Genomic DNA, 24,717 nt, shown 5'->3' on the forward strand with positions numbered 1-24,717 from the left:
CTTCGCGAGAAGCAAGCTACGTCTTTTGTCATTCGTCCTTTGTCATTCGTCCCCAGCTTCCCCGGCTTCCCCAGCTTCCCCGGCTTCCCCGGCTTCCCCAGCTCCCCCAGCTTCCCCAGCTCCCCCAGCTCCCCCAGCTCCCCCAGCTTCCCCAGCTTCATCGTATCTACGAAGCTGCTCAAGTATTTCCAAGGGCGCTGCACTAGGACGTTGTAGCTTTAGCGATCGCAGATAACTTTAACCAGGATGGATAACTCCCCTCTGCCTTAATCTGCTGGATTTGCTCCTGGGAAATCGGTAAATTGAGACGCCCTGCTACCGCCCGGACAATGTCGCCTCGGTCAATAACACCCGCGATCGCGCCTGCGGGAGAAAGTACGGTTAGATGCTTTAGCTGCCAAGTTTCCAGAGTATTAATTACGTCTATTAACGGAGTTTTCTCCTCAACTGTGGCAATGTCCGATAACGGGTGAACCAGACTCTCCAGGGACTCCATTTCCCAGCGACTGCGTTCGATTGTTTGTAAATCTTGAATCTTGACTAAACCGCGATAACGTCCCTCGGACGCGGCATAATAGGGCTTATTCGTCTGAATATCTGCCAGAATGTACTCATCGGCAAAAGACCGTAAGCTCATGGTGGCATCCAAGACACGAAAATTGCGGGTCATGGTGTCGGAAGCTTGAAGCTCGAGTAAGGCTTCTTGTAAGATGGTCAGACGATCATAAGCATTGGCATTGCGATACACAAAAGAGCCGATCAACGCCAACCACAGGACTGTCCATACTCCAGTCAACAAAGCCAGTCCTAAGGATACCGCGATCGCTAAAGAGCCAATCAGTTTACCCGCCTGTGCTGCCCAACGCACTCCTTGCAAGCGATTCCCCGTCAGCTTCCAGATTGCCGCTTTGAGAACTTGTCCACCATCGAGGGGTAATCCGGGGATTAAATTAAACAGGGTTAATACAAGATTAATTCTTGCCAGATCCGCCGCCACCAGATATCCCAGATTTTCCGTGGGCAGTACCTGAGTTAACCCATAGAATAGACCAAACAGGCAGAGGCTAACCCCAGGACCTGCGATCGCGACTTGAAACGCATCCCCCGGCGTCTGAGATTCACGGTCAATCGCCGCCACGCCGCCAAAGATAAACAGAGTAATCGAATTGACTTTAATTCCCTGCGATCGCGCCACTAAACTATGCCCTAGTTCATGCAATAACACCGAAGCAAACAATAATAGCGCCATCACCAACCCCAGACTCCAGGCGGAAACTGACTGAAAACTCGGATCGAAATTCCCCGCCTTGAGTAAGGTCACCAAGGCTAAGATAAAAAACCACGACGGGTCAATAAAGAATGGTATTCCGAATAATGAGCCAATTCGCCAATTTGACTGTATCAAGGTTTTTGCTTCCTTTGACGTTTACCTGGACTAGGGGTAATTGACAGTATTCGTATTCTAAGATATCAGCTTTTAGATCCCCAACTTCTTCAAGAAGTCGGGGATCTCAGAAGGGAAGAAGGAATCTCGAAATCCCGACTTAGAGTGCCCCGGCGTTACTCAGTCCCAAGATCACACCAGCGCCAACCAGGTGTCCCAAGCTAGCCGTTGCCAACAGTTCGGTCACACCGAAACGCTTGAAAATGGCGGGTTTGGGCAGGGGCAAATCCGGTCCCACACCCGGATTTTGAATCGCGTAGTACCCTGCAACCAGTACCACCAGGTTGCAGAGAATCATCACTAGCCCCACAGTGGGAGTCCAGCTAGGGGTTGAGGGTACAGACGATTGCACTGCCGCGAATAAGGTTGTGTTAAGCATTGTATATTCTCCTGGTCTTGATAAACACATACAAGTGAAAAAATAATAAAGAATTATCGGGATAAAATTCATAAAATGTTGTAATATTTAACAATTTGACGAAAAAACAAGAATGGGGCTATTGATGCGGGTTAAAATTTGTGGCATTACCAAACCAGAACAAGGACAAGCGATCGCGCAAAAGGGTGCAACCGCCCTGGGATTCGTATGTGTACCCGCTTCCCCCCGGTACGTCACCCCCAATCAAATCGGATTGATCGTAGACTCATTGACGATATCGGTGGATACTATCGGCGTATTTGCCAACGCTTGTGTTGAAGACATCTGCGCCACGGTTGCCCAAGCCAGATTGAACGCCATTCAACTTCATGGAAATGAATCCCCCGAATTTTGCAGTCAATTGCGGCAATGTCTGCCTGAGATTGAATTGATCAAAGCGTTGAGGGTGAAAACCCTGGAAGATTTAGAGTTAGCCGATCGCTATGTCAGTTGCGTCGATACCTTGTTACTCGATGCTTATCATCCCCAGATGCTAGGGGGTACGGGTAAGACACTTGACTGGGAGAAGCTGGCTGAATTTAATCCCCCTTTGCCGTGGTTTCTGGCTGGCGGCTTAACCCCGGAGAATATTGGCGAAGCGTTGAAACGATTGCACCCCGATGGGATTGATCTATCAAGTGGCGTTGAGCGATCGCCCGGAGATAAAGATTTGGATCAAGTGGCGTTACTGTTTCAACAGATAGGACAATAGTGGCGTAATTCCCCAATTTGATCGATGACGCTTGCATGGTACTGATGCTGACATTGAGATGCACCCCCCATCTGTCAGATTATGCCAAATCGAAGAGTAAAATTTCAGCATCGGTTGTCGCAGCTATCACCACATCTGTTTCCTCACTCAAAGCCACACCATCACCTGACTCTAAGGCTAACCCGTTCACCGTAACCGTACCTCGCGCTACCTGCAGCCAGCCATAGCGTTGAGGGGCGAAAGAATGAGTGATGCGATCGCGCTTTGTCAAGACTGCTGCATATACGTTTACATCTTGATGAATCGTCAGGGAGTTTTCTCTGCCATTACCTGAAGCAATTAAATGGAATTGTCCAGGATTCTTGGCGATGCCAAAATTATTCTGTTCATAGCTAGGGTTATGTCCATTTTTATCGGGCAAAATCCAAATCTGTAACAAGTGAACCGATTCCGCTTGTGAATGATTAAATTCACTATGACGGATACCTGTTCCCGCACTCATCCGTTGTACATCACCGGGATAAATCACGGAACCATTCCCCATATTATCTTTATGTTCTAGCGCCCCATCTAAAACATAAGTAATAATTTCCATGTCCCGATGTCCGTGAGTACCGAATCCTGCACCCGGACTAACCTGATCCTGATTAATCACCCGCAGGGTACGAAATCCCATCGCATTCCTATCATAATAGTTAGCAAAAGAAAAGGTGTGATAGGTGTCTAACCAACCGTAATTAGCATGTCCTCTGTCTTGAGATTGGCGAAGTTTAATCATTTGTCATTCGTCCTTTGTCCTTTGTTATCCCTATAACCATCGGACTGGGTTAGATATTCACAGGAAGCATCCCAACAAAATATAGGGCTAAAGCCCTTACTACGAACCCAAGCTCATCTATCAAATTAGGTGTGCCACGCTAGTAGGGTGTGTTAGCGTAGCGTAACGCACCTTAACCAATATATATGGTGTGGCTGCGTAAGTCCTGATAGTTCAACTATAAAACCCATACCACTATTATGGGAAGTATGCACTTGAAAGTAAGCTAGTTACCAAAACGATACTATGGCAACCAAACGCGCCGAGAGTGAACGCGCCAATTGTCCTGTAGAACTTATGTCCATCCTCACCCTCAACGATAGTAGGGTGAGGACTTCCGCGCCTGCGTTAAAACATCTGACCCTTACAAAGCACGAATGACGGAGCTTGTTTCTTTTGCCCTATCAACTTGTTTCTTGCAGTTTGCCCTTAGTCCCCAAATAATACAACGAATGATCGGGAGCCGTTATTACTGTTCATTGAGTCAAACCGCTACGGATTTCCTCGTCTGGGGTTTCTGTTGAGTCGGTGACATTCGCGATCGACGAACTATAGCAATTGTTTTTGGCAAAACTCCAACTAACTGAGCAATCACGTCATCAGAGAGTTCATCAATAAGCTGGGCGTCGAAATATTTATAGAGTAAACTTAATAAGATTTTGGCACGGTGTAGTGGCACATAAGTGGTCATGGCATGTTGGGTAAACAAGATCCAGCGCTGCCGTAATTGATACGCTTTCTGGCGTTCGTACCGTGATTCAGGATAGACTAACGAAAGCGTACCAATGGGAACAACTCGCGTACAATCCGCATCAAAAAACCCACCAACGGCAGCACCAAAACCCGCCAGTTCTGCATGATGACGGTGCATTATGATTAATGCATTACCACGAGTACTATTCACCCTGAGGAGTTGTCCTGTCTGTAACTGACTCAGGATTTCAGTGGGTTGAATAATGGGTTTGCGGATTAGGGCTAGCTCTGTCATGACACCTCAAAAAAACCGGGCTATTATCTCCGATAATTAGTGATAGATAGTTAAGGGATAATATTTTGTTGAAATTGTGACGTCGTAGATCAGGATCAATGGTAAATGACGAGAACTCACTGATAGTAGTATTGAGCATAAAATTAACTTTTCCCTGAAGCTAATTTTGCTCAGTTTGGGCATCCTCTGGCATTTACCCAGATGGTCATTTGGATTTATTTGAATGAGTATAACGACCTATTTATTATTTTAAGCCACACTTCACCAAAACATTGGGAAATTTCTGAATTCTCATGTAAAGAGTTAATGAAGAAGGCAGAAGGGGAGCAGGGGAACAATGTAGAGACGTGCCATGGCGCGTCTGGGAGCAGGGGAGCAATGTAGAGACGTAGCCTGCTACGTCTGGGAGCTGGGGGAGCGAATTCTCAATCAACAAATAACCAATAACGAAATTCAACAGCAGTGGGGAATAGGCAAGCGATCGCAGTAAAGTGAAGAAAGACTCACATAGATACACCCTCGTTGATTAGGGAAATAACCGCATAAATAGTCATGGCACCAGAAAGAATAGTTCTCCTATCGAGCCGAGAAATCGAGAAAATGCGTCAAGCGGGACGTTTAGCCGCCAAGCTCCTGGATCACCTTGAACCCATGATTCAGCCAGGAGTCAGTACATTGGAACTCAATGATGAAGCCGAGCGCTGGACTCAGGAACATGGAGCAAAAAGCGCTCCCCTCGGTTATCATGACTTTCCTAAGTCAATTTGTACCAGTATTAATGAAGTCGTCTGTCACGGTATCCCCAATCCTAAACAAATTCTGCAAGATGGGGACATTATCAATATTGATGTCACCCCGATTGTGGATGGATTTCATGGGGATACGTCCCGAACCTTCTTTGTCGGTACACCTTCACCCATCGCCAAAAAACTGGTTGAAGTCACCTACGAATGTATGATGCGGGGAATCGCCGCCGTGAAACCCGGAAACCGCATTGGTGATATTGGGGCGGCTATTCAGGAATACGCGGAAGCTAATGATTTTTCTGTGGTGCGGGATTTTGTCGGACACGGAGTTAATCGAATCTTTCATACGGCTCCCCAGGTGCCTCACTATGGTACTCGGGGTAAAGGAAAGCGTCTGCGCTCCGGGATGGTGTTCACCATTGAACCCATGATTAATGAAGGGACGTGGGAAGTGGAAATTTTGGCGGATAAATGGACAGCAGTGACCAAGGATCGTCAGCTTTCGGCTCAGTTTGAGCATACTATCGCCGTTACGTCAGATGGGGTAGAGATTCTAACGTTACCCGAACCGATAACAACGATGAAATCGGCGTGATGCATGGGGATGGGGGAGAATTTTCTACTCCCTAATCACCAATTACAACTCGGTCAGGGCGAGTTATAAACCATTAGTGTCAACTTAAGCTCAAACATCTTCAATCGCTTGATTTGACCCCTCCCTAACCCTCCCCTTGTCAAGGGGAGGGAACTCGAAATTCGCGGCAACAAAACCTGCCCTTCGTCAAAAGAAAGCGGATTCGATATAGTTTTGTAGGATAAGCTCATATCCTTCCAGAATGAACGGTTCACCGAATTGAGGGGCTGAAGTCGGCAATATATTCCTAGTATTAACAGGGCGTGAGTTTTTACAGATACGATGGTAGCGAACAAGGGCGACATCAAACCGACAAGGAAGATCACTTAAATCGGGATTTTCTGCTAAAAATAGTTCGGCGGTTCGCCAAATTTTGGCTTGCTTAGAGGATGTAATCGCCAATTGACCATCGGCATCCCAATTCCCTCGACTACGAGTTTTCACCTCGATAAAGGCTAAGATAGGTGACTCCGCGTTTGCTGGCAAGGGGGTAGGGGGATGAAATTGGCGGTTTATATTTATATCCAGATTGGAGACGGGATTTTCCTTTACTTCTTCATCCCGATAGGCAATCAGGTCGATTTCTCCCCAGCGACAATGCCATCGGTGATGTAAAATAGTCCAACCTTGGGCTTGTAACCAGGTGGCAACGAGTTGTTCTCCTAGTTGTCCTTTGTTAGTTGTCATTCGTCATTTGTCATTTGTCATTTGTCATTTGTCATTCGTCATTTGTCATTCGTCATTTGTCATTCGTCATACTCGCTCCCTTGAGAAGCAAGCTACGTAAAGTCGGGGCGGGTTTAGTTACATCTGGGTGTAACCGAAAAGATAGTAGTGAAACCCGCCCCTACATAATTTCCTCCATCTCCCTCATCTCCCTCAGCTTCCCCAGCTTCCCCAGCTTCCCCAGCTTCCAGACGTTCCACCGGAACTACATGGCTTCCCCTGATCCACCCACAACCACAACTTATTCAGCAAGCCCTAACTATATGGGGGCAAATTTATGGATGTCTAAGATGTTAGTTTGACGGATTTTCTGTAACTCTTGCAAGCGTTTATAGGCTTCCCGAATTCCTTGAGAATAGTATTCCTTACGTTTTGGGTCAGTAGCGAAATTTAGCTTTTGCCATTGTTCTATACAATATCGCTTGTGTTTGTTCCAGGTTACGACTTCTAAACAAGCAGCGGCGGTGCGAATGGCTAAGGGAGTGCGAGTAAGATCTTGACTACGCTTTTCATTTAAGTGGAATAAATGTTCCACCAGAACCATTTCCTCTGGAAACTGGATACTGCGGTCTTGTAATAGGGAAATTAGCTTTTCAGGGTGCTGTAATAGGACAGATTGCGCGACAGATTGCACGTCTAAGATTTGCTGCCACAAAAATCGGTGAGGAGAAAGACTAAACAACAAATCCTTTGCATCTAAGATGTCGATAATGGTCTGGCGATATTCGGGACGATGCAGATAAATTCGTAAGAGTAAGGCTTCCGCTTCTTGGAGTAGAGTGTGTTCTTGGCTAAGGGATAAGTCAATCGAGACAGGTAAGTTGTGCTGCTTCCGATTAGACTTGTCATCTTTTTTGATTGGAGTCTGGCGTAATTTATTCAGTTGAGTCTGGAAATTTTGGATGAGTCGAGGTATCAGATTAGTTTGCCCCTGACTCAGCTTTTCGGCACAATAATCAATGTAATAGGTTTGTTGATTAACGTCCTCTAATTTGTACAGCAATTTGACGATTTTCTGAGCAACTTGCTTAAATTGGGGGGCTTGCTTGAGATCTTTTCCAATTATCAGTTGATCAATCTGCCAATGTAACCATAAGGGCGCGTTTTGGAGTAGCTGTTGGTATTGTTCTGCCCCATCGGGGGTATGGGTGAGGAATTCGTCGGCGTCTTTACCATCAGGGAGGTTAAGTATCCGTAGTTGTACTTGTCCTTTGTAGGCTAAGTCGGCAATTTCTCCGATCGCACGTTCGGTGGCTGTGGTTCCGGCTTTGTCGGCGTCAAAGTTGAGGATGATTTGGTTGGATTCGGTGTAACGCAGCAGCAGGCGCATTTGCTCCAAACTTAAGGCTGTACCCAAGGAGGCGACGACGTTGTGAATCCCTACCCGATGCAGCGCGATCGCATCGAAATAGCCTTCGACGACAACGGCTTGATCCTGATCCGCGATCGCGTTGTAGGCTTTGTCTAAGGCATATAAGGTTTTCCCTTTATTAAATAGCGGCGTTTCGGGAGAATTGAGATATTTGGGAAGTTCATCACCCAACGCTCTCCCACCAAACCCAATCACTCGCCCTTGACGATCATGAATCGGAATCATGATGCGATCGCGAAACCGATCATAATAGCCGTCTCCTGATTTGCGTGGCAAAATTAATCCCGCATCTTTAACCAGTTGTACGGGTTTGCCTTTTTGTTCCACCAGATAACGGTACAGGGTTTCCCACGTCGCCGGCGCATACCCTAACTGAAACTGTTGCAGGGTTTCCTCACCCAGATGTCGCTGAGATTGTAAATACTCTAGCGCCTGCTGTCCTTGGGGTTGTCGGAGTGCGTGCTGATAAAATGAGGCGGCGAGTGCCAAAATCTCATACAGTTGCTCCTGTAAGGATAGCTGACGCTGTAATTCCTGACGTTGTTCAGGTTCCAGGGTTTTCACTCGGATTTGATAGCGCCGAGCTAAATCGAGAACCACCTCACTGAAGGACTGTTTTCCCGCTTCCATGAGGAATTTAATCGCAGTTCCACCCGTACCACAGCCGAAGCAGTAGTACATTTGTTTGTTGGGACTGACGGTAAAACTGGGTGTCTTTTCGCCATGGAAGGGACACAAGCCCACATACTCTTTACCCCGCTTTCGCAGCACAACTTGCTCCGAGACGACATCCACAATGTCTACTCGTTCTTTGACTTGGGCGATGGTGTCTGGGTGCAGTCGCGGAATTTGCACGGCGTTGTTCCTGAGAAATTGGTAATGGGCGAGTACATATCAATGTTCTGGGCGACAGCAGGGATAGGGTAGCTTCCGTGAGCCGTTTTTCCAGAACCCAATACGTCTATTGTAATTATGTGATATCCCACACCCAAGGATCAATCATGAATTCAGCACAGATAATTATTCTCTCGCCATTGGAATTGAGAGTGATTGAGGAAACGAATAAAGTGCGAACTCAGCCCATGTCTTATATTCCGCTTTTAGATAACTGGAAACAGCGGTTTTCGGGGAACCAGGTCAAACTTTCTCAACAGGTATTTTTACGTACCATTGAAGGTGTCAATGCGGTTGATGAGGCGATTGATTTTCTCCAATCCACTCGTCCCTTATCGCCGTTAAAACTATCTCTAGGGATGTCGCAAGCGGCGAAGGATCATGTTCGCGATCAAGGAGAAACGGGAAACATCGGACATATTGGTGGCGATCGCAGCACTCCTTTTATCCGTCTGAATCGGTATGGGCGTTGGCAGATCACAGCCGGGGAAAATATTACCTATGGTGTGGCGCGGGCGGATGAAATTATTATGCAATTAATTATCGATGATGGGGTTCGCGATCGCGGTCATCGAAACAATATCTTTAATTCCGCCTTTCAAGTTGCAGGTGTAGCCTTTGGCTATCATATTCAGTATCAAAATATGTGTGTCATTACTTATGCTGGGGGGTACAAGACGGCATAAGGCAGAAGGGAGTAAGCAAGGCAACAGTAAAGGTTTGGGCGTCATGAGCAAAATCACCTAAAGGAACATCGAACGCCAAAGCCACTAAACTATTATTAGTAGGATTTGTGGGGTTTTTAACTTTATTAGGCACAGCAATTTTAACGCCGACATCCTCAATGTCTCCAGCCGTCCAAGTGAATCAAGAAACGCCTGCGACAGACTTAAACAGTTTCATGTTCTATTAAACATCTGGGAAGACTCTTTGCTTGGCTCAAGAGTCCTGGTTTGTAGGGGCGGGTTTAGGGATTTTCTTGTCACTATTGATGGTAACGTTTGTGCAAAACCCGCCCTGACTACAGCAGTTTGCTCTGCTATGCGGTACATTGTCAGATCCCCCTAAATCCCATAAGCAAAAAAAGCGAAGCATCCTCTGGCTTCCCCATGGAACAAAAAGCGAAGCATCCTTTGGCTTCCCCATGGAACAAAAAGCGAAGCATCCTTTGGCTTCCCCCTTTTGAAGGGGGACGGGAGGGGGATCGAAAAGGGGGACGGGAGGGGGATCTGAAGGGGGACTTTGATCTACCGTACTTTATTAAAGTGCAAAGCGCTGTAACTCCCCATGTTTTCCCAAGGGCGGGTTTAGTCACGTTATTGGTTTGTGGCAAAATGTTATCGGTAAAACCCGCCCCTACACCTGTACTCCCTGCACTCCTGTACGAATGATCAGCAACATGGGAAGATAATCTCTAATAGCTGATGCGCCGTGTTCTAGGAGTGTAACCCTTGGTAACTATTCGCTGTCGGGAGGTGACTTTCCCGAATATAGAAGCGATCATTTTTGATAAAGATGGAACGTTAGAAGACTCACAAGCCTTTTTGCGAGAATTAGCCTATAAGCGATCGCGCTTGATTGATGCTCAAATTCCTGGTGTGGGTGAACCCTTGCTGATGGCGTTTGGGATTCAGGAGGATACCCTTGATCCGACGGGATTGATGGCGGTGGGTAGCCGTCGAGAAAGTGAAATCGCAGCAGCGGCTTATATTGCGGAAACGGGGCGCGGTTGGTTAGAATCCCTAGAGATTGCCCGTAATGCCTTTGCGGAAGCGGAGCAATATCTCAAGGATGCAGCGGGAACTTCTCCGTTATTTGCAGGGAGTTTAGATGTCCTCAAATCCCTGTCTGAAGCGGGTTTAAAATTAGGAATTCTGTCGGCGGCTTCCACAGCAGGAGTGCAAGCCTTTGTCAAACGTCACCAGTTAGAGCCTTATATTCAATTACAACAAGGGGTTGATACAGACCTTAGTAAACCTGATCCAGCGTTATTTCTGCAAGCCTGTGAACGTTTGGGCGTTTCGGTGAGTGCAACGCTGATGGTGGGAGATTCAGCCGGAGACATGGCGATGGCAAGTCGTGCGGGTGCGGCGGGTTGTATTGGAATTAGCTGGGGAACATCGGTTAATTTCCCCGATGCAGATGTCGCGATCGCACAATTGGATGAAATTCAGGTGTTATGAATTATTAATGATCAAAGATAGGGGAATCGGGGCGGGTTTAGTTTGTTTAGTTGCGGTGTCAACCGCCCTGTTGAAAATGATACCTACACCGATCAGGGCGGGTTTAGTCACATCTGGGTGAAGGAAGAAAGGATAATAGTCAAACCCGCCCCTACATTGCCTCTCCTAGGTTCCCTGGTAACTGATAACTGATAACTGATAACTGTTCCTTAAATAGGCAAACGCTCAATATCTCGATTGGAACCAATCACCACCATGGCAAACCCTTTAAACAGGCGAGTTGTAGGGGCAGGATTAATCTCAAACTGATCATCTTGACCAACTGCCAACAAGTTTAAGCCATAACGATTCCGCAGTTGCAGTTCCATCACGGTTTTGCCATTAAAGTCTTCGGGAACTGATATCTCGACAATACTGTGATTCGGGTCTAACTCAAAGCGATCTAAAATAGACGGCTGAGTTAGCGATCGCGCCAAAGCACAACCCGCTTCATATTCCGGATAAACCACTCGATCCGCACCAACCCGTTCTAACAATTTACCATGAACTTCTGAAGACGCTTTAGCCACCACGTATGGGACACCAGCTTCCTTAATATTGAGCGTGGTAATAATACTTTCCTGTAAATAGTTGCCAATCGCAATAATCACCGTATCAAATTCAAAAATTCCCGCCTCTTTCAAAGCTTTGGGATCGGTGGAGTCGAGTTGAATCGCATGGGCGGCGATTTGATCGGTCAAGACTTGACTAACCAGTTTTTCATTAATATCTGTTCCTAAAACTTCATGTCCAAGATGGTGTAGGGATGAGCAAACGCCTCGACCAAAACGCCCTAAACCAATGACAGCAAATTGCTTATTTTCGCGATGCAGGTTCCGCCAGAATCCTATAGATGACCAACTCACACCCTTGTCCTTTCCTAAATTAAATATTATTGATCATAACCCTACACCCATTAGATTAGCATTATCCTACGAGTAGATTTTCTTCCGGATAACGAACATGGCTAGGACGCGGATCTCCCAGGAGGGTTGCCATAAATGCTATAATTCCTACCCGCCCGATAAACATGGTTGCCACTAAAATCAGTTTTCCCAACGCCGAGAGACTGGCGGTAATCCCCGTTGAAAGTCCAACTGTAGCGAAAGCGGATACAACTTCAAATAGGAGTTGGATAAATGGAATATGGGGATCGGTGATCGCGATTAAAATGGTCAAAAAAATGACAGTGGTGACGGAACCAACCAGAACCGCCGTGGCTTTTAAGATAAGGTTGAGCGGAACCTGACGTCTGTACAGATAAACTTCCTCTTTTCCTTGTAAAATCGCCTTCGTACAACTCGCCAACACCCGAAACGTTGTCGTTTTCATCCCGCCCCCGGTTCCGCCTGGACTGGCACCGATAAACATGAAGGCAATTGTCATAAATAAACCCGCTGCTGTCATTTGACTAATATCAATGGTGTTAAATCCTGCCGTTCTTGTTGTCACCGACTGAAACCAGGCGCTTAAAAGTTTATCTCGGAAACTTAAATTTTCTAAAATATTCGGGTTATTTACTTCGACAAAGAAGAAGGCGATTGTTCCTAAAATTAATAGGAATAGCGTTGTACTGGTTACCACTTTAAAATTCAGAGAAAAGGTGAGTTTTTCCCGTTTATACTTGAATATATCGCGTAACCAGAGATACAGTTCAAAAATTACAGGTTGACCAATTCCACCCAAGACAATCAGTCCTGAAATAATCACAAGTAACCAAACAGAGGATTGATAGCCCATTAAACTATCGGAAAACAAACTAAATCCCGCATTATTCCAGGCGCTAATACTGTGAAAAAGAGCTAACCACAATCCTTGATTCCAGCCTTTATCTGGCACAAAGACGAGTAACAACAGGAAAAACCCGGTTAACTCAAAAATTATTGCTGTGGCAATAATTGAGCGAATGACAAACGAACTTTTTTCTAAGCCGGGACGATCAAAAGCTTGTTGAATAGCTATTTTATGGCGCAAGTTAAACTTCCGACGCACCAAGAGTAACATAAAGGTCGTGGTTGTCATATAGCCTAATCCCCCAAGCTGGAATAAGGCAAGGACAAAAAACTGACCGACACCCGAAAAATAACTGCCTGTATCGACTACAGCTAAGCCAGTGACACAGACAGCCGAGGTAGCGGTAAATAAGGCGGTAATTGGATCAGTCCACGTTCCATCCTGAGTCGAGAACGGTAGAATTAACAGAAATGTGCCTACAGTAATCATGGCTAAGAATCCGAGGCAAATCGTGCGCGGTATAGTCATACGTCGTCATTTGTCATTTGTCATTTGTCATTTGTCATTTGTCATTTGTTATATGATGTCCGGCAAATCACCCATAATATAAATCAAGATGCATGAAGGAGGGATATGATGTCCGGCAAATCACCCTCACCCCATCTCCCCCTCTCCCCCTCTCCCCCTCAACCCATCACCGTAATTATGGGTATTCAACCGGACATGATATTATTTGGTCGGGCGGGTTTTGCAGCTAAGCTAGGGATAACATTCAATATTAATCCCTAAACCCGCCCCTACACACAGACACTTCTTGCACCATGTTTGGAACATGACTCGCCCATCACCCCATCTCCCCCACTACCTTCAACCTAACGTAATATCATGCATTGTCCTTAGTAAAAAATTGTCGCATCCATTGCCAAGCTTTAATTGTTACCTCCTCCAGCAAAAGCATCCCTACATCCAACCATTCTAGGATTTCTTCTAAGGGGTGTTTAACATATCCTGTGGAAATTGCCTCCGTTTCAATCCAGTCGGGCGCAGGTTCGATATCATGGTTTTGGGAATAGGAAATGGGTTTTTCGGGTGGTGAAGATAAGGCAGAATGAAAAGATAACGGCAAAGATGAATAGGAGGGTAAAGGCTCAGGTAAACTTGTTGGATTTTGCTCTGATAAGGTCGCCGGAAATACCTTGACTACTGTTCCAGATTTTAAGTTATTTTCTAATGTAGAAAGTCCTGAAATTTTTAATGCTATTGGATATAACAGTGGAGGGAAAGACTTAACTATTTGCGTTTGGGTGTGAGTAACTTGGTTGTGGTTTTGATCGACGTTTTCGGTTAGGTTCAGGAGAGGAATCCAACGTAGTAATTTAGCTTGAATACTCTGTACAAGCCTAACAGATTGTTGTTGTACCTTGGATTGTTCTTGATCGCTTATCCGTAGGGTTTCAGCTTGTTTATAGAAACCAAAACGCTGGAGAATAGCACCAATAGCGTTGTTCCGGATAGTCATTTTTTTGACTGTAAATCCTGGGGAAAGTTGGGGTAACGTTGGGGTAACGTTTCCCTTCAAGCTAATAAAGTTAGTGACAGCAGAATTTGGTGTGAACGTGGGGTTTGGACACCCAAATAAATCATCCCAGGTTAACCATGGATCAGGTTCAGTTTTATACGTGAATTCTGCCCCAGGAAGGGTGACGAAACTTGTTGAATTAGCGAATCGTTGATTAATGTCCTCAGTAGGATTAACTGAGGTTGTGTCTTGGTGATGGAATTGGTTAGAACTACGCTGACCAAAAAAGTAGTCGATCGCGGCGTAAATTAATCCTACCAGCCAAAAGGGGTGAGATACCGATGTCTGGGTTGGATCAGTGGATTGTCGAGGAGTGATGAACGAGGTTTTGAAGGTTTGCAGTAGAGTTTGGCTGCGGTGACGGAGTGCGATCGCAACGTGATTTGATGTCTGTAACGGGTGCGCTTCCCATTGGGCAATGGTGTCATCGATCGCGGCTAATGTTCCCCCCGGTGCGAATTGTTGCAGCCAGGAATAGGCAAAGCTTTGGGGGATTTCGGTGGGAGATGCGATCGCAGGCATGGGTTCCTGATAGTCTGATAAGGTAGACTCACCGAAAAGATTAATCGCGATCGCAACCGGACTGGTTTGCACCCATGCCATGAGTTGCCAGAATAGTCTTAAGGGGAGAAACAGAGACGGTTTAGCCAAGTGACTGAGTTGGCGGTGTACCCAGGAAACCTTTAAATTATCAACTAAGCGCCACTGACGATACAGGGTAGCCAATTCCCAGCTTATTCTCGCCGCCAGTTTTTGCTGTTGTTCTGGGGTGAGGATATCCAAAATTTCATTAGCGACGGATACTAGAACTAGAGTTCGGGTGGCGAGGAGACTGGCTACGCCTTGAATTTCTACCCGTGAGGATTGGGAAACCTGCGTAGGCAGGTTTTGTTTGTGTAGCTGCGGTTTCAACCGCCCAGTCGAATTCCATTGGGATGGTTCAGGTAAAGATAACGTTTCAACTTGCTGAAGAACCCGTTGAATCGGCGTATCAACAGCAGGCGGTTGTTCTGGCGGTTGGGAGTGGGTCAAAGCTTTTAATCGAATCCATCCCGCTTTTGCCTCTGCCGAAAGCTGACGCCCAGCCGTGAGACTGGCTTGGACAACCATATAGATAGGGTAGAGGAGAATCTGCGTTCCCCAAACAGCCGCGACTTTCAGATGTCGGATCGCCCGTTCACCGCGATCGATGAGTCGGCGAGAATGATGATTGATAAGATTGAACAATCGGCTGCGGTAGCGACCTGGGGTAGAAGCAGACATGGTGATGCAAGCAGAAGCAGCGATGACTTACTTATTATTCCATACTCTATCGCTTTCTTCGCGAATGTTCGTAGTTGCGCTTTAGCGCCATAAACGTTGGCATCACCCACCATACACCCTTAATTTAGTCTAGCCGGGAAATAAATTTCCGCGTCAAAGCTAAAACCCGTTAAAACGGGTTCAATGTCTTTACTGTAGTAAACTAAAGCGTACTTAAACGCTTGCTTTCTTAGGTTTCCACCCCAGACGGATTAATGCGACAGATGTTTTCGTAATTCTGATTGTTAACTATTCATTTTTATCATTCATTACTATGTCTTCCTTACCCTCCCTTTCTGACTCTATTGCCAAACTCCGCGCCTTAACTCAGGTGAATGTGCAGACTAATTGGAAACTGTGGTCTGAAGACCTACCTCTGGAGGAGATAAGTAACCACATTTTTGCCAACGGGTCAAGCGCTGAACTCAATGAAAAAGGCTATATTATCTGGTCAGCCGGACGCCAAGTAATGTGGTTCGGGCAACAATTTATCATTCCTCATGATTTACAAGACTATCCTTTAGCCGGACTAACCTTACGACTAGCGCTAACCTGGTGGGCGGAAGATGCCAAAATTTTTGTGAATGGTGAGTTAGTCCAAGAAGGAGACTTATTTGATTCTTCAGCAAGAATCCTCCTCAGTTCAGCCGTTACTCCTGGGGAAATTATTACTGTCATGATGCGGTTAGTCAGTCCAGGTCATGATATTGGCGGGTTAATGCGGTCTTCCTGTATTTATGAATCAACAAATTCCCTTGATCCAGGATTTGTGGCGGATGAATTAACCGTATTGCAGAACTATTTAACCGCCTTTGCACCCGACCAATTAGAAACACTGGCTGATGCTGTATCTAAGATTGACTGGCAGAGAGTATCTGATGCCAATCAGTTTACGCGATCGCTAACTCAATTACGCCAAACTTTACTATCCCAAAACCTCACCCCTAACGCTACATTCCACTTACTCGGTCATGCCCATTTAGATATGGCTTGGTTATGGTCAACTCAGGCAACTTGGGATGTTGCCGTGCGAACGTTTGAATCAGTTCTCAGTTTACAGCAAGACTTTCCTAATTTAACCTATTGCCATACCACCCCCGCCCTTTATGCCTGGATAGAACAGAATCGTCCCGACTTATTTACCCGCATAAAACAACAAATTATAGCCGGAAAATGGGAAACAGTTGGCGGGATGTGGGTTGAACCAGAATTAAACTTAATTGACGGTGAATCCATTGTCCGCCAAATTCTTTATGGTCAACGTTATACCCAAGAAAAATTCGGTCAAATTAGTCAAGTTGCCTGGGTAACGGATAGTTTTGGCTTTACGTGGCAATTACCTCAACTCTTAAAACAAGGCGGAATCAACTATTTTGTCACCCAAAAACTGCATTGGAATGACACCACTGAATTCCCCTATCACCTCTTTTGGTGGCAATCACCGGATGGAACTAAAATTCTCAGTTTAATGTCGCCGCCTAATATTACTGGAGTCATGGACACGAATCCAATTACCATGACCAATTATGGGATTAAGTGGCAAATCCAAACAAAAATTAAGGATATCTTTTGGTTACCTGGTGTAGGCGATCATGGCGGTGGTCCCACTCGCGATATGCTAGAAGTCGCCCAGCGTTGGCAACAGTCTCCCTTTTTTCCAAAAATAGAATTTACCACCGCGTTGAAATATTTGCAGAATCTTGAGAATCAATTAGAAGAGAGAGGCGATAGAGGAGATAGGGAAGATAGAGGAGATAGGGAAGATAGAGGAGATAGGGAAGATAGGGGAGATAGGGAAGATAGAGGAGATAGGGAAGATAGAGGAGATGAGGGCGGGTTTAGTCACATCAGGGGGACAAAAAACAATAATAGTGAAACCCGCCCCTACAACTATTCAATTCCTAATCCAATTTGGAATAACGAACTCTATCTAGAACTCCATCGCGGCTGTTATACCACCCACGCTGACCAAAAACGCTGGAATCGTCGCTGTGAAGGATTACTGTATCAAGCCGAACTCTTTGCCTCCCTCGCCACCCTAATCACCAAAAAAAACTATCCTCAAACTCAACTAGAAACCGCATGGAAAAACGTCCTCTTTAATCAATTCCACGACATCTTACCCGGAACCTCAATTCCCGAAGTCTTCATTGAAGCCAACCAAAAATGGCAACAAACCGAGACAATAACCCAAACCATTATCGCCGAATCCCTAAACGCGATCGCGTCCCAAATCACCCTCCCCTCACCCCCTCACCCCAACGCCCAACCCCTAATCATTTTCAACCCCCTCAACTGGCAACGTTCAGAACTCATTCCCCTCTCCCTCTGCGAACCTCTGCGCTTCCCTCTGCGAACCTCTGCGTTGAAAAAACAAATCCAAATCACCAACAATCAATCCGGGCAACTATACGATAGTAACGGCGAAAAAATCCCCAGCCAAATCGGGTTCCATACAAACGAAGCAAAGAATCAAACCCATCTGCTATTTCTGGCAAAAGATATCCCCGCGATCGGCTATAAAATAGTCTGGCTTTGTCCCACGGATACTCCCCCAGAAAACGACAACCCCAATCCCCAACCCAACAACGAATTTATCCTCGAAAATGACTACCTGAAAGTTATCGTCAATCCCAATACTGGCGACTTAAGCAGCATTTTTGATAAACAAAACCAACGAGAAATATTAAGCGGTGCCGGGAATCAACTGCAAGCCTTTGAAGACAAAGGACAATATTGGGACGCCTGGAATATTGACCCCAATTACCATCAACATCCCTTACCACCAACCCAACTACAATCCATTCAATGGCTAGAACAAGGAAACCTGCGATCGCGTCTCCAAGTCATTCGTCAATTAGGACAATCCCAATTTTGCCAAGACTACATCCTGACATCAGATTCACCCCTACTTAAAATAGCCACAACCGTAGATTGGCAGGAACGCCAGGTATTAGTCAAAGCTGCATTCCCCTTAACCCTAGAAGCCGACTATGCCACCTATGAGATTCCCTGCGGCGCAATCCAACGCCCGACAAAACCCCAAACCCCCGCCGAACAAGCCAAATGGGAAGTTCCAGCCTTACGTTGGGCGGATTTGGCTGATGAAACTTATGGCGTGAGTCTCCTGAATGATTGTAAATACGGCTATGACGCCCAACCCTCTCAACTCCGATTAACCCTACTCAAAAGCCCAATGTGGCCCCATCCCGACGCCGATCGCGGAATTCACCACTTCACTTACGCCCTTTATCCTCATGCAGGAACTTGGCAAGCCGCGAAAACGGTTCAGCGAGGGTATGAGTTAAATTTCCCCCTGCAAGTCGTCCGGCTAGAAGATACGGTCAATCAGAGTGTTAAATCGAATGGCACTGACTTAAGCTGGGTTCGTAGTAGGCACTTTAGTGCCAGAAGCGCTAAAGCGCTTACTACAAACTCTTGGGTTCGTAGTAGGCACTTTAGTGCCAGAAGCGCTAAAGCGCTTACTACAAACTCTAAAGTCAGTGGAATTTATGTTAAATTATTGCCCCCCAGGGGTTCCTTGCTAGAGTTATCGACAGAAAATTTAGTCATGATTGCGTTCAAGCGATCGCAAGATAATCCCCACCGTTGGATTCTGCGGTGTTATGAATCTCAGGGAGAGGAAGCGGAAGTTTCATTCAATAGTGATTTAGGTTTGGCGATAGAAGGTTCTGTGGATTTGTTAGAACGTCCTGTGGATCAGTCTCCAGAATCACCGACGCTGCAAGCCTTGAGGATAGCGCCTTGGCAGATTCGGAGTTACGCGATCGTTCAAATTTAATATGGGAGGTTGGTGAGACTAATTAACCAAGGTCAGCCCGACCATCACATGCCGCATATTTAAATTTAGAAACGACATCGGCATGATTAGTCTGGGTTTTGCGTTCCCACTCCCCAGAAGTTTCAGCTAAAATAATAATTTCTCCAGCACATAACTGTTTACTCTTCAGTCCATGTTTACCCATCTCAGCACGTTGGCTTGCTGAGTAAACGCAGGTTCTGGTAACTTCAGTACAGATAAAATTGTCTAGTCGCCGGGAAGTATCATTTTTTAGAAGGATTAGTAAATCAAAAAGTTTTGGCATAACGTGTCCATATCGATTAGTACTCCCAACGGATAAAATGGCTATTTCTGCATCAATTGCTTCCAGTAATTCTCTGAGATCCTCTCCATTTTTAGGAAATGCGCCATGATGAGGAATTTTCACAAGGTTCGCGTTCAGTTCCTCTGCTTGGCAACTATCGATACACTCCCTCAGTCCAGCCCCTTCGATATCCGCAAGTAACAGTGCGGCAAAATTACCATAAGTAACTCGTAATACCAGGGATATCTCATTAAGCTTACTACTCGTTTTAGCTAAGTGTGTTTCAATAAATGGCACTCTTGGATGTAAAACATTTATCTGCAACTGTCCGTATGAGTATGGGTTTGAACCCGATGAAGCGGGTAAAATACGAATAATATTCCTTCTGTCCCAATCATCTAGCTGATTTAGGGCAAATTCAAGTTGTTGATATGCAGGAGTTTGTCCTCTTTTTGTAGATAATTTTTCTACAGCATCTCTGTATACCGAATGAGGAAGCATAAATTTCTCAACCTTGCCGCGTTTTATCCAAAGTTTCAGGAATTGTACAAGTTTAACTAACTGGGGAAAATGGTCTCGGTGAGCATGAGTAATGTAAACCTGACTTATATTTTGATGAGGCTTGTTCTGAAGCCACTTGTCTAGTAAGCGTGGATTGCCTATATCAACTACAACAGTTGTATCATTGTCAGGACAAATAACGATGCTATCCGAATTTCCAACAGGCAAAAAGGCAATCTCACATGTCATAAGCGACTCTCAATACTGTCTATCCTAAGTTTCTCTTTAAGTTCAGCATTAGTCAGGTAGGAATAAGGTATATGGCGGAAACGTCGAAGCGCCCAAGGACGTTGAGCAAGTTCTTCAAATGTTTCCACATCTTCGCTTAATTCAGCCTCGAAAACTGTACCATCAAGCGCCCAACCGGGGAGTTCTGGAAGCAGTGGAAGCCATGCTTCATCCTGATCATCTAATAAACCACTCAGATTTAAGAGAATCTGACGATTATCTTTGGAAATTCCGAGAACTTGACCCAGTACAGTTAATGTAGGTTTTGTACGTTCTGATTTCCACTCTTCCAATTCTGGAGGTACTCCTGTGCGCTTAATCTCTATCCAGGTAGGATTACCGTATGACTCTTCTACTACCTTATCTAGTTGTTCCCGTAAGTTATCGGGTTCAGGAATAGGACTATGATTTTGATCACGTTGGATAATTCGGTGAGTAATCTCAATTATCCGTAAATCAATTTTTAGTGGCAATGGTAGTTGACAAAGTGCATTCTTTGTAAGTCCACGAGTATTGCGTCCAATTAGGGAAAGTTGACCTGCAAGCTTTGACGCTAGAATACCTAGTAGCCACAATTGTTGCTCTTCATAGCCTAGATGTTCCCATCCTTCAGGAGTTTTATTCGTTTTGTATCCGCTGTTATGCTTTCCTATCTGCTTAATGGGTAAAATACAAAAAATATGGTTGTTTGGGCAAAAACCTGTAGTGTCAAGTTGGGCAGCTAAAGGATTTTCCGATCCACGATTAACTGCACGACCAACTAAAATCTTGGGTAGGTCAAACAAGTCAGCAAACTCTGTTGCTGTTCTGTAAAGAAAGTCAGAAGTATACTTGATCCAACGCTCATTTTCATTCACTTGTGTTGGATCAGCCCAGAGTCTTTTTTTATCCCGCCATTTCATTTGCCAATAGAGTTTACACTTATCCTCCGATGAGCATTTCTTAATTGGCTTGTAACCCTTCTTAAGAGTGACACCACTAAAAATGTAGAAAAGATTGCCCAGAGGAACCGTTGAGACAGGAATATAGATGGATGGTGCTGTAAAAGATGCCCAATTACTGCCATCAGAAGCTAACTGTGAAATCCATGTAGAACCGAGAAATCCATTTTCACGGGTCTCAGCGATTCTAACCTGAGAAAAAATTGCCCGTGCAGCAGTAGGTTGTGTGATTGGAGGTTTACCAAAACTTCCCATAACAACACATACAGCTTGCTCTGCATCAATTCCTACTGTTTTTTCTGGACATTGCCATACTTCAAATAATTGGCAGCGTTCAGTCATTAATTTACGGGCATCTGGTACACCATGCGTTGTGCTGGTCAAAAAAGATTGAGGCAGGATAAAAGCAAACTGACCACCCTCTTCTAACCAACTTAAAGCGCATTCTATGAATTTGGCAGCACGTTGAATATTTCCATCTTCGGCAAAAGGAGGATTAGCAACAACAACACGCGGCTTGATGCCGATATTCGTTTTATTTAAAGTCTCGTAATTATGATGGGAAAAGTGAGCCGGAAAGGGAAAGGGTATAGTCTCACCCAGCGACTCTTTGGCTAAGGTATATCGCAGTTGTGTTACCAAATCTGCATATTGGTCTAAATCATTACCCGCTACGTGCTGTTCAAGATAGATTTTTCGCTGGTTGATATCTTCAGGAATATCAGACATTCCCGCCAGACGAGATGTGGCAGCTAAGAGGAGACTACCTGAACCTGCGGCTGGATCAAAGATAACTCGTTCTTCTGGTCTTAACCGTTCTAAGGGAAGCAATTCTAACATGCGCTCCGCGATCGCAACTGGAGTATAATGTCGCTGTAAATCACTCCAGGCTGTACCTCCAAGCTCTCGCGGTAATTCCTTGATGGCTCGCTCATACAACAATCCCACATCTTTGTGATCAACCAGAGCAAAGCTGACTCGGCTTCCCAGGTTAACTGCCAGATGTTGCAATACCCGATCATTTAAGTGGGGGATGGATTCCTCCAGCGCTTTCTTGAAAAAACCATTCGCACGCGGTACAGTGCGGTTGAGCAAGCTTCGAGGGTCATTGGTTGGGATAGAGTCGGAACCAAAGAATCCCTTGTCTTCTAAGATACGGGCAGCCAGAAATGCGATCGCGACTCGAATCCCATGACCGGCTATCTTGGTACGAGAGGATCGATGGCTTTGTGACTGTTTTCGCTGAGTGGGAAGACCAATCTCTTCAATTATTCCCTGAATTGCCTGTTGAAAGGCTTGATCAAGCGCTTCTCGTTGTCTAAGTATAAAGGAAAAGCTACGCTCAGAAATCGCTTCTTCTAAATCAGCTAAGGAAAGCTGACCAGTACGAAACTCTGTCAACGCTTTTGGTGTAAACAGGCGACTTCGGGGTGCAGTAAGCTCTACAGCAAGAGATTCTGGTTCTATTTCCCGTTCTTCTAACTTACCGGATGGCTCGTAATACTGAAGCAGATACTTCTCATCCGAAACAAGTAACCCTGCACGGAGGGGCAAATCACGCAGCCATCGCCGCCACTGTTCCATACTTTGCTGTGGAACAATTTGAACCATAAATGCCAGATTCGTCGCACTAGGGCGGAGTCCATAATCTGTCCATAAAGCGTCAATCGCCACAGGTTTGTATGCTTGTGACGCTGGCGGAATACGCACGTTGTAGTGGGGTTCCATGTTCCACACTCGACGCGCTGTATCGACTACGTATTCAAGTCCCACTGAGCCAGCCATGCCAGAATCTACGCTTCATCCTCAGTTTAAGGCAAGAAGGCTTTGCTTCTACAAAAATCGTTATTCTTGCCCAGAACTAACAACAAAAAATCGGTTAATCCTCTGTATCCTTCTCAACTACTGGATTTGGAGAAACGATTAGCCGTCTACGCCCAATCTGCTCCACTAACTCACTTTTTGATTTTAGCCCCAATTCCTGCGCGATTTCTTCCAGTCCACGCGCCCCCGTCGGTGTAACCGTTAGATTGAGTCTTTGCTTGAGTTCATCCTGATCAACAGGTTCCCCCCGCATTCGTTTTTTTCCCTTGGGCATATCTACTGTTAGTTCACGCGCATATTCTGCACGTCATGCTAACATCTGGACTTTTTCGGTTGCGGGGTATTTGTTTTATGTTTGTTTATACGTATTAACTGGTATATTGATTGAAAAGAGCTTAGAATATACGTATTTAAATAAAAACAATGCCAGCCCCACAGCTTTGGACGGCACCGGGTCTGGCATTGACTCCCATCAATAGGAGCAATTTCAATCCTATGCCAAATTTCTCAAAAAGTACGTGCGATCGCGACTTAATTCGCCCATCCACCAACCAGAGGGGTTATCAGCAAGCCTTGGATGATTTTGCGATCGCCTCTCTCCTCTCTCGCCTGCAAACCCTCTGTAACACTGAGTTTGATGCAGTCGGGATGAATGTAAGCCAATCGGAACTGGAAAGCCTCGCTGCGATCCTGATCCGAGAGTTAACCGCGACTCTTAATGGCAAAATTGTATCCGGCTACCTTAAAACTATGGGTTATGGCGGCTGCGACTTGCCCATCAGCTTTAGTCACAAGCGATTCTCAGCCGTTGAACTCCCCACCAGTTTCCCTCACGTCAAGCCGCCGAGATTCCTCTATGGGGATAAGCTGCAATGGATTCGCGATCGCGCAGACAGCCTCAACCCGAAACTCCCCAATCCGCCAACATCTCCAGACTGGGGAACTGCGATCGGCAGATTCTACGGCTTTGCGTCTCATCACTGTGGTTGGACATGGTGTTATCTGATTTGGCTGGACAAATGTTCCCCCAGTTCCCGGTGGACGGTGGCTGATACGGCTTGGGAAGATGACCTGGAACCTTGGGAGGAAAGCCGATGAAACCCCGTCCTATTACTGAACGCGAACAGGCTTTAATTGACCTCTACGGCTACTGTCAACTGGGAATGACGCCGCAACAGTTTTATGCGAAATGGCTGGTGAATCATGAAACGATGGCTTTTATCTGTTCCCGTTCCATGTCTACTGTTGATAGTTGGTTTAGAAGAGGTGGCAATTACCGCCGTCCTCAACCTAGAGATTTGCGCCATCTCGCTGTTGTGGACTTTGTGCTGGAACATTATGAGGAGATTCCGCCTGAACTTTTGAATGTGCTTTGTCCGGGTTTTGGGAATTTCTAGGAATTTCAACAAAGCGTAATATTATTGTAGAGATATTCCGCCGGAATATCTCTACCTTCCCCGATGGGAAAT

At 45.7% G+C, this 24,717-nt stretch carries 23 protein-coding genes; 9 read left to right on the forward strand and 14 right to left on the reverse strand.

Going from position 1 to position 24,717, the window contains the following annotated elements:
* Window positions 1–42: 42 nt before the first annotated feature.
* The 3 genes from RIB93_RS22700 to psaK all read right to left on the reverse strand — a co-directional run bounded on the left by RIB93_RS22700 (window position 43) and on the right by psaK (window position 1,823).
* Window positions 43–192, reverse strand: a complete 150-nt coding sequence (locus tag RIB93_RS22700; protein ID WP_446375887.1) for a hypothetical protein — start codon at window positions 190–192, stop codon at window positions 43–45.
* 10 nt (window positions 193–202) lie between these two features.
* Window positions 203–1,402: a site-2 protease family protein gene (locus tag RIB93_RS22705; protein ID WP_446375955.1), complete on the reverse strand. Its 1,200-nt coding sequence runs from the start codon at window positions 1,400–1,402 to the stop codon at window positions 203–205.
* 142 nt (window positions 1,403–1,544) lie between these two features.
* Complete coding sequence (gene psaK, locus RIB93_RS22710; RefSeq protein WP_446375889.1) at window positions 1,545–1,823, reverse strand: photosystem I reaction center subunit PsaK; 279 nt, start codon at window positions 1,821–1,823, stop codon at window positions 1,545–1,547.
* Between the two features lie 124 nt (window positions 1,824–1,947).
* Here psaK and RIB93_RS22715 point away from each other — a divergent pair, with 124 nt between their 5' ends.
* Window positions 1,948–2,574 (forward strand): phosphoribosylanthranilate isomerase, encoded by a 627-nt coding sequence (locus tag RIB93_RS22715; RefSeq protein WP_446375891.1) that lies wholly within the window; start codon window positions 1,948–1,950, stop codon window positions 2,572–2,574.
* A gap of 79 nt (window positions 2,575–2,653) precedes the next feature.
* Here RIB93_RS22715 and RIB93_RS22720 read toward each other — a convergent pair whose 3' ends face one another.
* Together RIB93_RS22720 and RIB93_RS22725 are read right to left on the reverse strand one after the other, a co-directional pair.
* Complete coding sequence (locus RIB93_RS22720; RefSeq protein ID WP_446375893.1) at window positions 2,654–3,352, reverse strand: pirin family protein; 699 nt, start codon at window positions 3,350–3,352, stop codon at window positions 2,654–2,656.
* A 523-nt stretch (window positions 3,353–3,875) separates the two neighbouring features.
* The gene (locus RIB93_RS22725; RefSeq protein WP_446375895.1) at window positions 3,876–4,379 is read right to left on the reverse strand and encodes a hypothetical protein; all 504 of its coding nucleotides are present in this window, start codon (window positions 4,377–4,379) and stop codon (window positions 3,876–3,878) included.
* Window positions 4,380–4,731: 352 nt separating this feature from the next.
* Here RIB93_RS22725 and RIB93_RS22730 point away from each other — a divergent pair, with 352 nt between their 5' ends.
* Window positions 4,732–4,869 (forward strand): hypothetical protein, encoded by a 138-nt coding sequence (locus RIB93_RS22730; RefSeq protein WP_446375897.1) that lies wholly within the window; start codon window positions 4,732–4,734, stop codon window positions 4,867–4,869.
* Window positions 4,870–4,931: 62 nt separating this feature from the next.
* Window positions 4,932–5,720 carry a type I methionyl aminopeptidase gene (map, locus tag RIB93_RS22735; protein WP_446375899.1) on the forward strand — a complete coding sequence of 263 codons (789 nt, stop codon included), beginning with the start codon at window positions 4,932–4,934 and terminating at the stop codon, window positions 5,718–5,720.
* Between the two features lie 186 nt (window positions 5,721–5,906).
* On the opposite strand, the gene RIB93_RS22740 is transcribed toward map, so the two are convergent.
* The 3 genes from RIB93_RS22740 to dnaG all read right to left on the reverse strand — a co-directional run bounded on the left by RIB93_RS22740 (window position 5,907) and on the right by dnaG (window position 8,712).
* Complete coding sequence (locus tag RIB93_RS22740; protein ID WP_446375901.1) at window positions 5,907–6,446, reverse strand: YraN family protein; 540 nt, start codon at window positions 6,444–6,446, stop codon at window positions 5,907–5,909.
* 113 nt (window positions 6,447–6,559) lie between these two features.
* A complete protein-coding gene (locus RIB93_RS22745) occupies window positions 6,560–6,685 on the reverse strand; it encodes a hypothetical protein (protein ID WP_446375903.1) in 126 nt (41 codons plus the stop codon).
* A gap of 59 nt (window positions 6,686–6,744) precedes the next feature.
* Window positions 6,745–8,712 (reverse strand): DNA primase, encoded by a 1,968-nt coding sequence (gene dnaG, locus RIB93_RS22750; RefSeq protein ID WP_446375905.1) that lies wholly within the window; start codon window positions 8,710–8,712, stop codon window positions 6,745–6,747.
* 146 nt (window positions 8,713–8,858) lie between these two features.
* On the opposite strand from dnaG, the gene RIB93_RS22755 reads away from it, so the two are divergent.
* Together RIB93_RS22755 and RIB93_RS22760 are read left to right on the forward strand one after the other, a co-directional pair.
* Complete coding sequence (locus RIB93_RS22755; RefSeq protein WP_446375907.1) at window positions 8,859–9,437, forward strand: CAP domain-containing protein; 579 nt, start codon at window positions 8,859–8,861, stop codon at window positions 9,435–9,437.
* Window positions 9,438–10,202: 765 nt separating this feature from the next.
* On the forward strand, window positions 10,203–10,934 hold the full coding sequence (locus tag RIB93_RS22760) for an HAD family hydrolase (RefSeq protein ID WP_446375909.1): 732 nt from the start codon (window positions 10,203–10,205) through the stop codon (window positions 10,932–10,934).
* A 209-nt stretch (window positions 10,935–11,143) separates the two neighbouring features.
* Here RIB93_RS22760 and RIB93_RS22765 read toward each other — a convergent pair whose 3' ends face one another.
* Together RIB93_RS22765 and RIB93_RS22770 are read right to left on the reverse strand one after the other, a co-directional pair.
* Window positions 11,144–11,839 carry a potassium channel family protein gene (locus RIB93_RS22765; protein ID WP_446375911.1) on the reverse strand — a complete coding sequence of 232 codons (696 nt, stop codon included), beginning with the start codon at window positions 11,837–11,839 and terminating at the stop codon, window positions 11,144–11,146.
* Between the two features lie 61 nt (window positions 11,840–11,900).
* The gene (locus tag RIB93_RS22770; RefSeq protein WP_446375913.1) at window positions 11,901–13,235 is read right to left on the reverse strand and encodes a TrkH family potassium uptake protein; all 1,335 of its coding nucleotides are present in this window, start codon (window positions 13,233–13,235) and stop codon (window positions 11,901–11,903) included.
* A 105-nt stretch (window positions 13,236–13,340) separates the two neighbouring features.
* On the opposite strand from RIB93_RS22770, the gene RIB93_RS22775 reads away from it, so the two are divergent.
* Window positions 13,341–13,496, forward strand: a complete 156-nt coding sequence (locus RIB93_RS22775; protein ID WP_446375915.1) for a hypothetical protein — start codon at window positions 13,341–13,343, stop codon at window positions 13,494–13,496.
* Window positions 13,497–13,590: 94 nt separating this feature from the next.
* Here the strand turns inward: RIB93_RS22775 and RIB93_RS22780 are convergent, their stop codons facing one another.
* A complete protein-coding gene (locus tag RIB93_RS22780; protein WP_446375917.1) occupies window positions 13,591–15,549 on the reverse strand; it encodes a hypothetical protein in 1,959 nt (652 codons plus the stop codon).
* 313 nt (window positions 15,550–15,862) lie between these two features.
* Between RIB93_RS22780 and RIB93_RS22785 the strand changes: the two genes are divergently transcribed.
* Complete coding sequence (locus RIB93_RS22785) at window positions 15,863–19,390, forward strand: glycoside hydrolase family 38 N-terminal domain-containing protein (RefSeq protein ID WP_446375919.1); 3,528 nt, start codon at window positions 15,863–15,865, stop codon at window positions 19,388–19,390.
* A gap of 22 nt (window positions 19,391–19,412) precedes the next feature.
* Here the strand turns inward: RIB93_RS22785 and RIB93_RS22790 are convergent, their stop codons facing one another.
* The 3 genes from RIB93_RS22790 to RIB93_RS22800 all read right to left on the reverse strand — a co-directional run bounded on the left by RIB93_RS22790 (window position 19,413) and on the right by RIB93_RS22800 (window position 23,501).
* Window positions 19,413–20,444, reverse strand: a complete 1,032-nt coding sequence (locus tag RIB93_RS22790; protein WP_446375921.1) for a ComEC/Rec2 family competence protein — start codon at window positions 20,442–20,444, stop codon at window positions 19,413–19,415.
* On the reverse strand, window positions 20,441–23,209 hold the full coding sequence (locus RIB93_RS22795; protein ID WP_446375923.1) for an N-6 DNA methylase: 2,769 nt from the start codon (window positions 23,207–23,209) through the stop codon (window positions 20,441–20,443). Before RIB93_RS22795 ends, RIB93_RS22790 begins: the two co-directional genes overlap by 4 nt.
* Before the next feature lie 94 nt (window positions 23,210–23,303).
* Window positions 23,304–23,501 carry a hypothetical protein gene (locus RIB93_RS22800; RefSeq protein ID WP_446375925.1) on the reverse strand — a complete coding sequence of 66 codons (198 nt, stop codon included), beginning with the start codon at window positions 23,499–23,501 and terminating at the stop codon, window positions 23,304–23,306.
* 242 nt (window positions 23,502–23,743) lie between these two features.
* Between RIB93_RS22800 and RIB93_RS22805 the strand changes: the two genes are divergently transcribed.
* Together RIB93_RS22805 and RIB93_RS22810 are read left to right on the forward strand one after the other, a co-directional pair.
* Window positions 23,744–24,346: a hypothetical protein gene (locus tag RIB93_RS22805; RefSeq protein WP_446375927.1), complete on the forward strand. Its 603-nt coding sequence runs from the start codon at window positions 23,744–23,746 to the stop codon at window positions 24,344–24,346.
* Entirely contained in the window at window positions 24,343–24,645 is a 303-nt protein-coding gene (locus tag RIB93_RS22810) for a helix-turn-helix domain-containing protein (RefSeq protein WP_446375929.1), read from the forward strand. Before RIB93_RS22805 ends, RIB93_RS22810 begins: the two co-directional genes overlap by 4 nt.
* Window positions 24,646–24,717 lie beyond the last annotated feature (72 nt).

The organism is Coleofasciculus sp. D1-CHI-01, from assembly GCF_040218875.1.
GTDB lineage: Bacteria > Cyanobacteriota > Cyanobacteriia > Cyanobacteriales > Coleofasciculaceae > Coleofasciculus.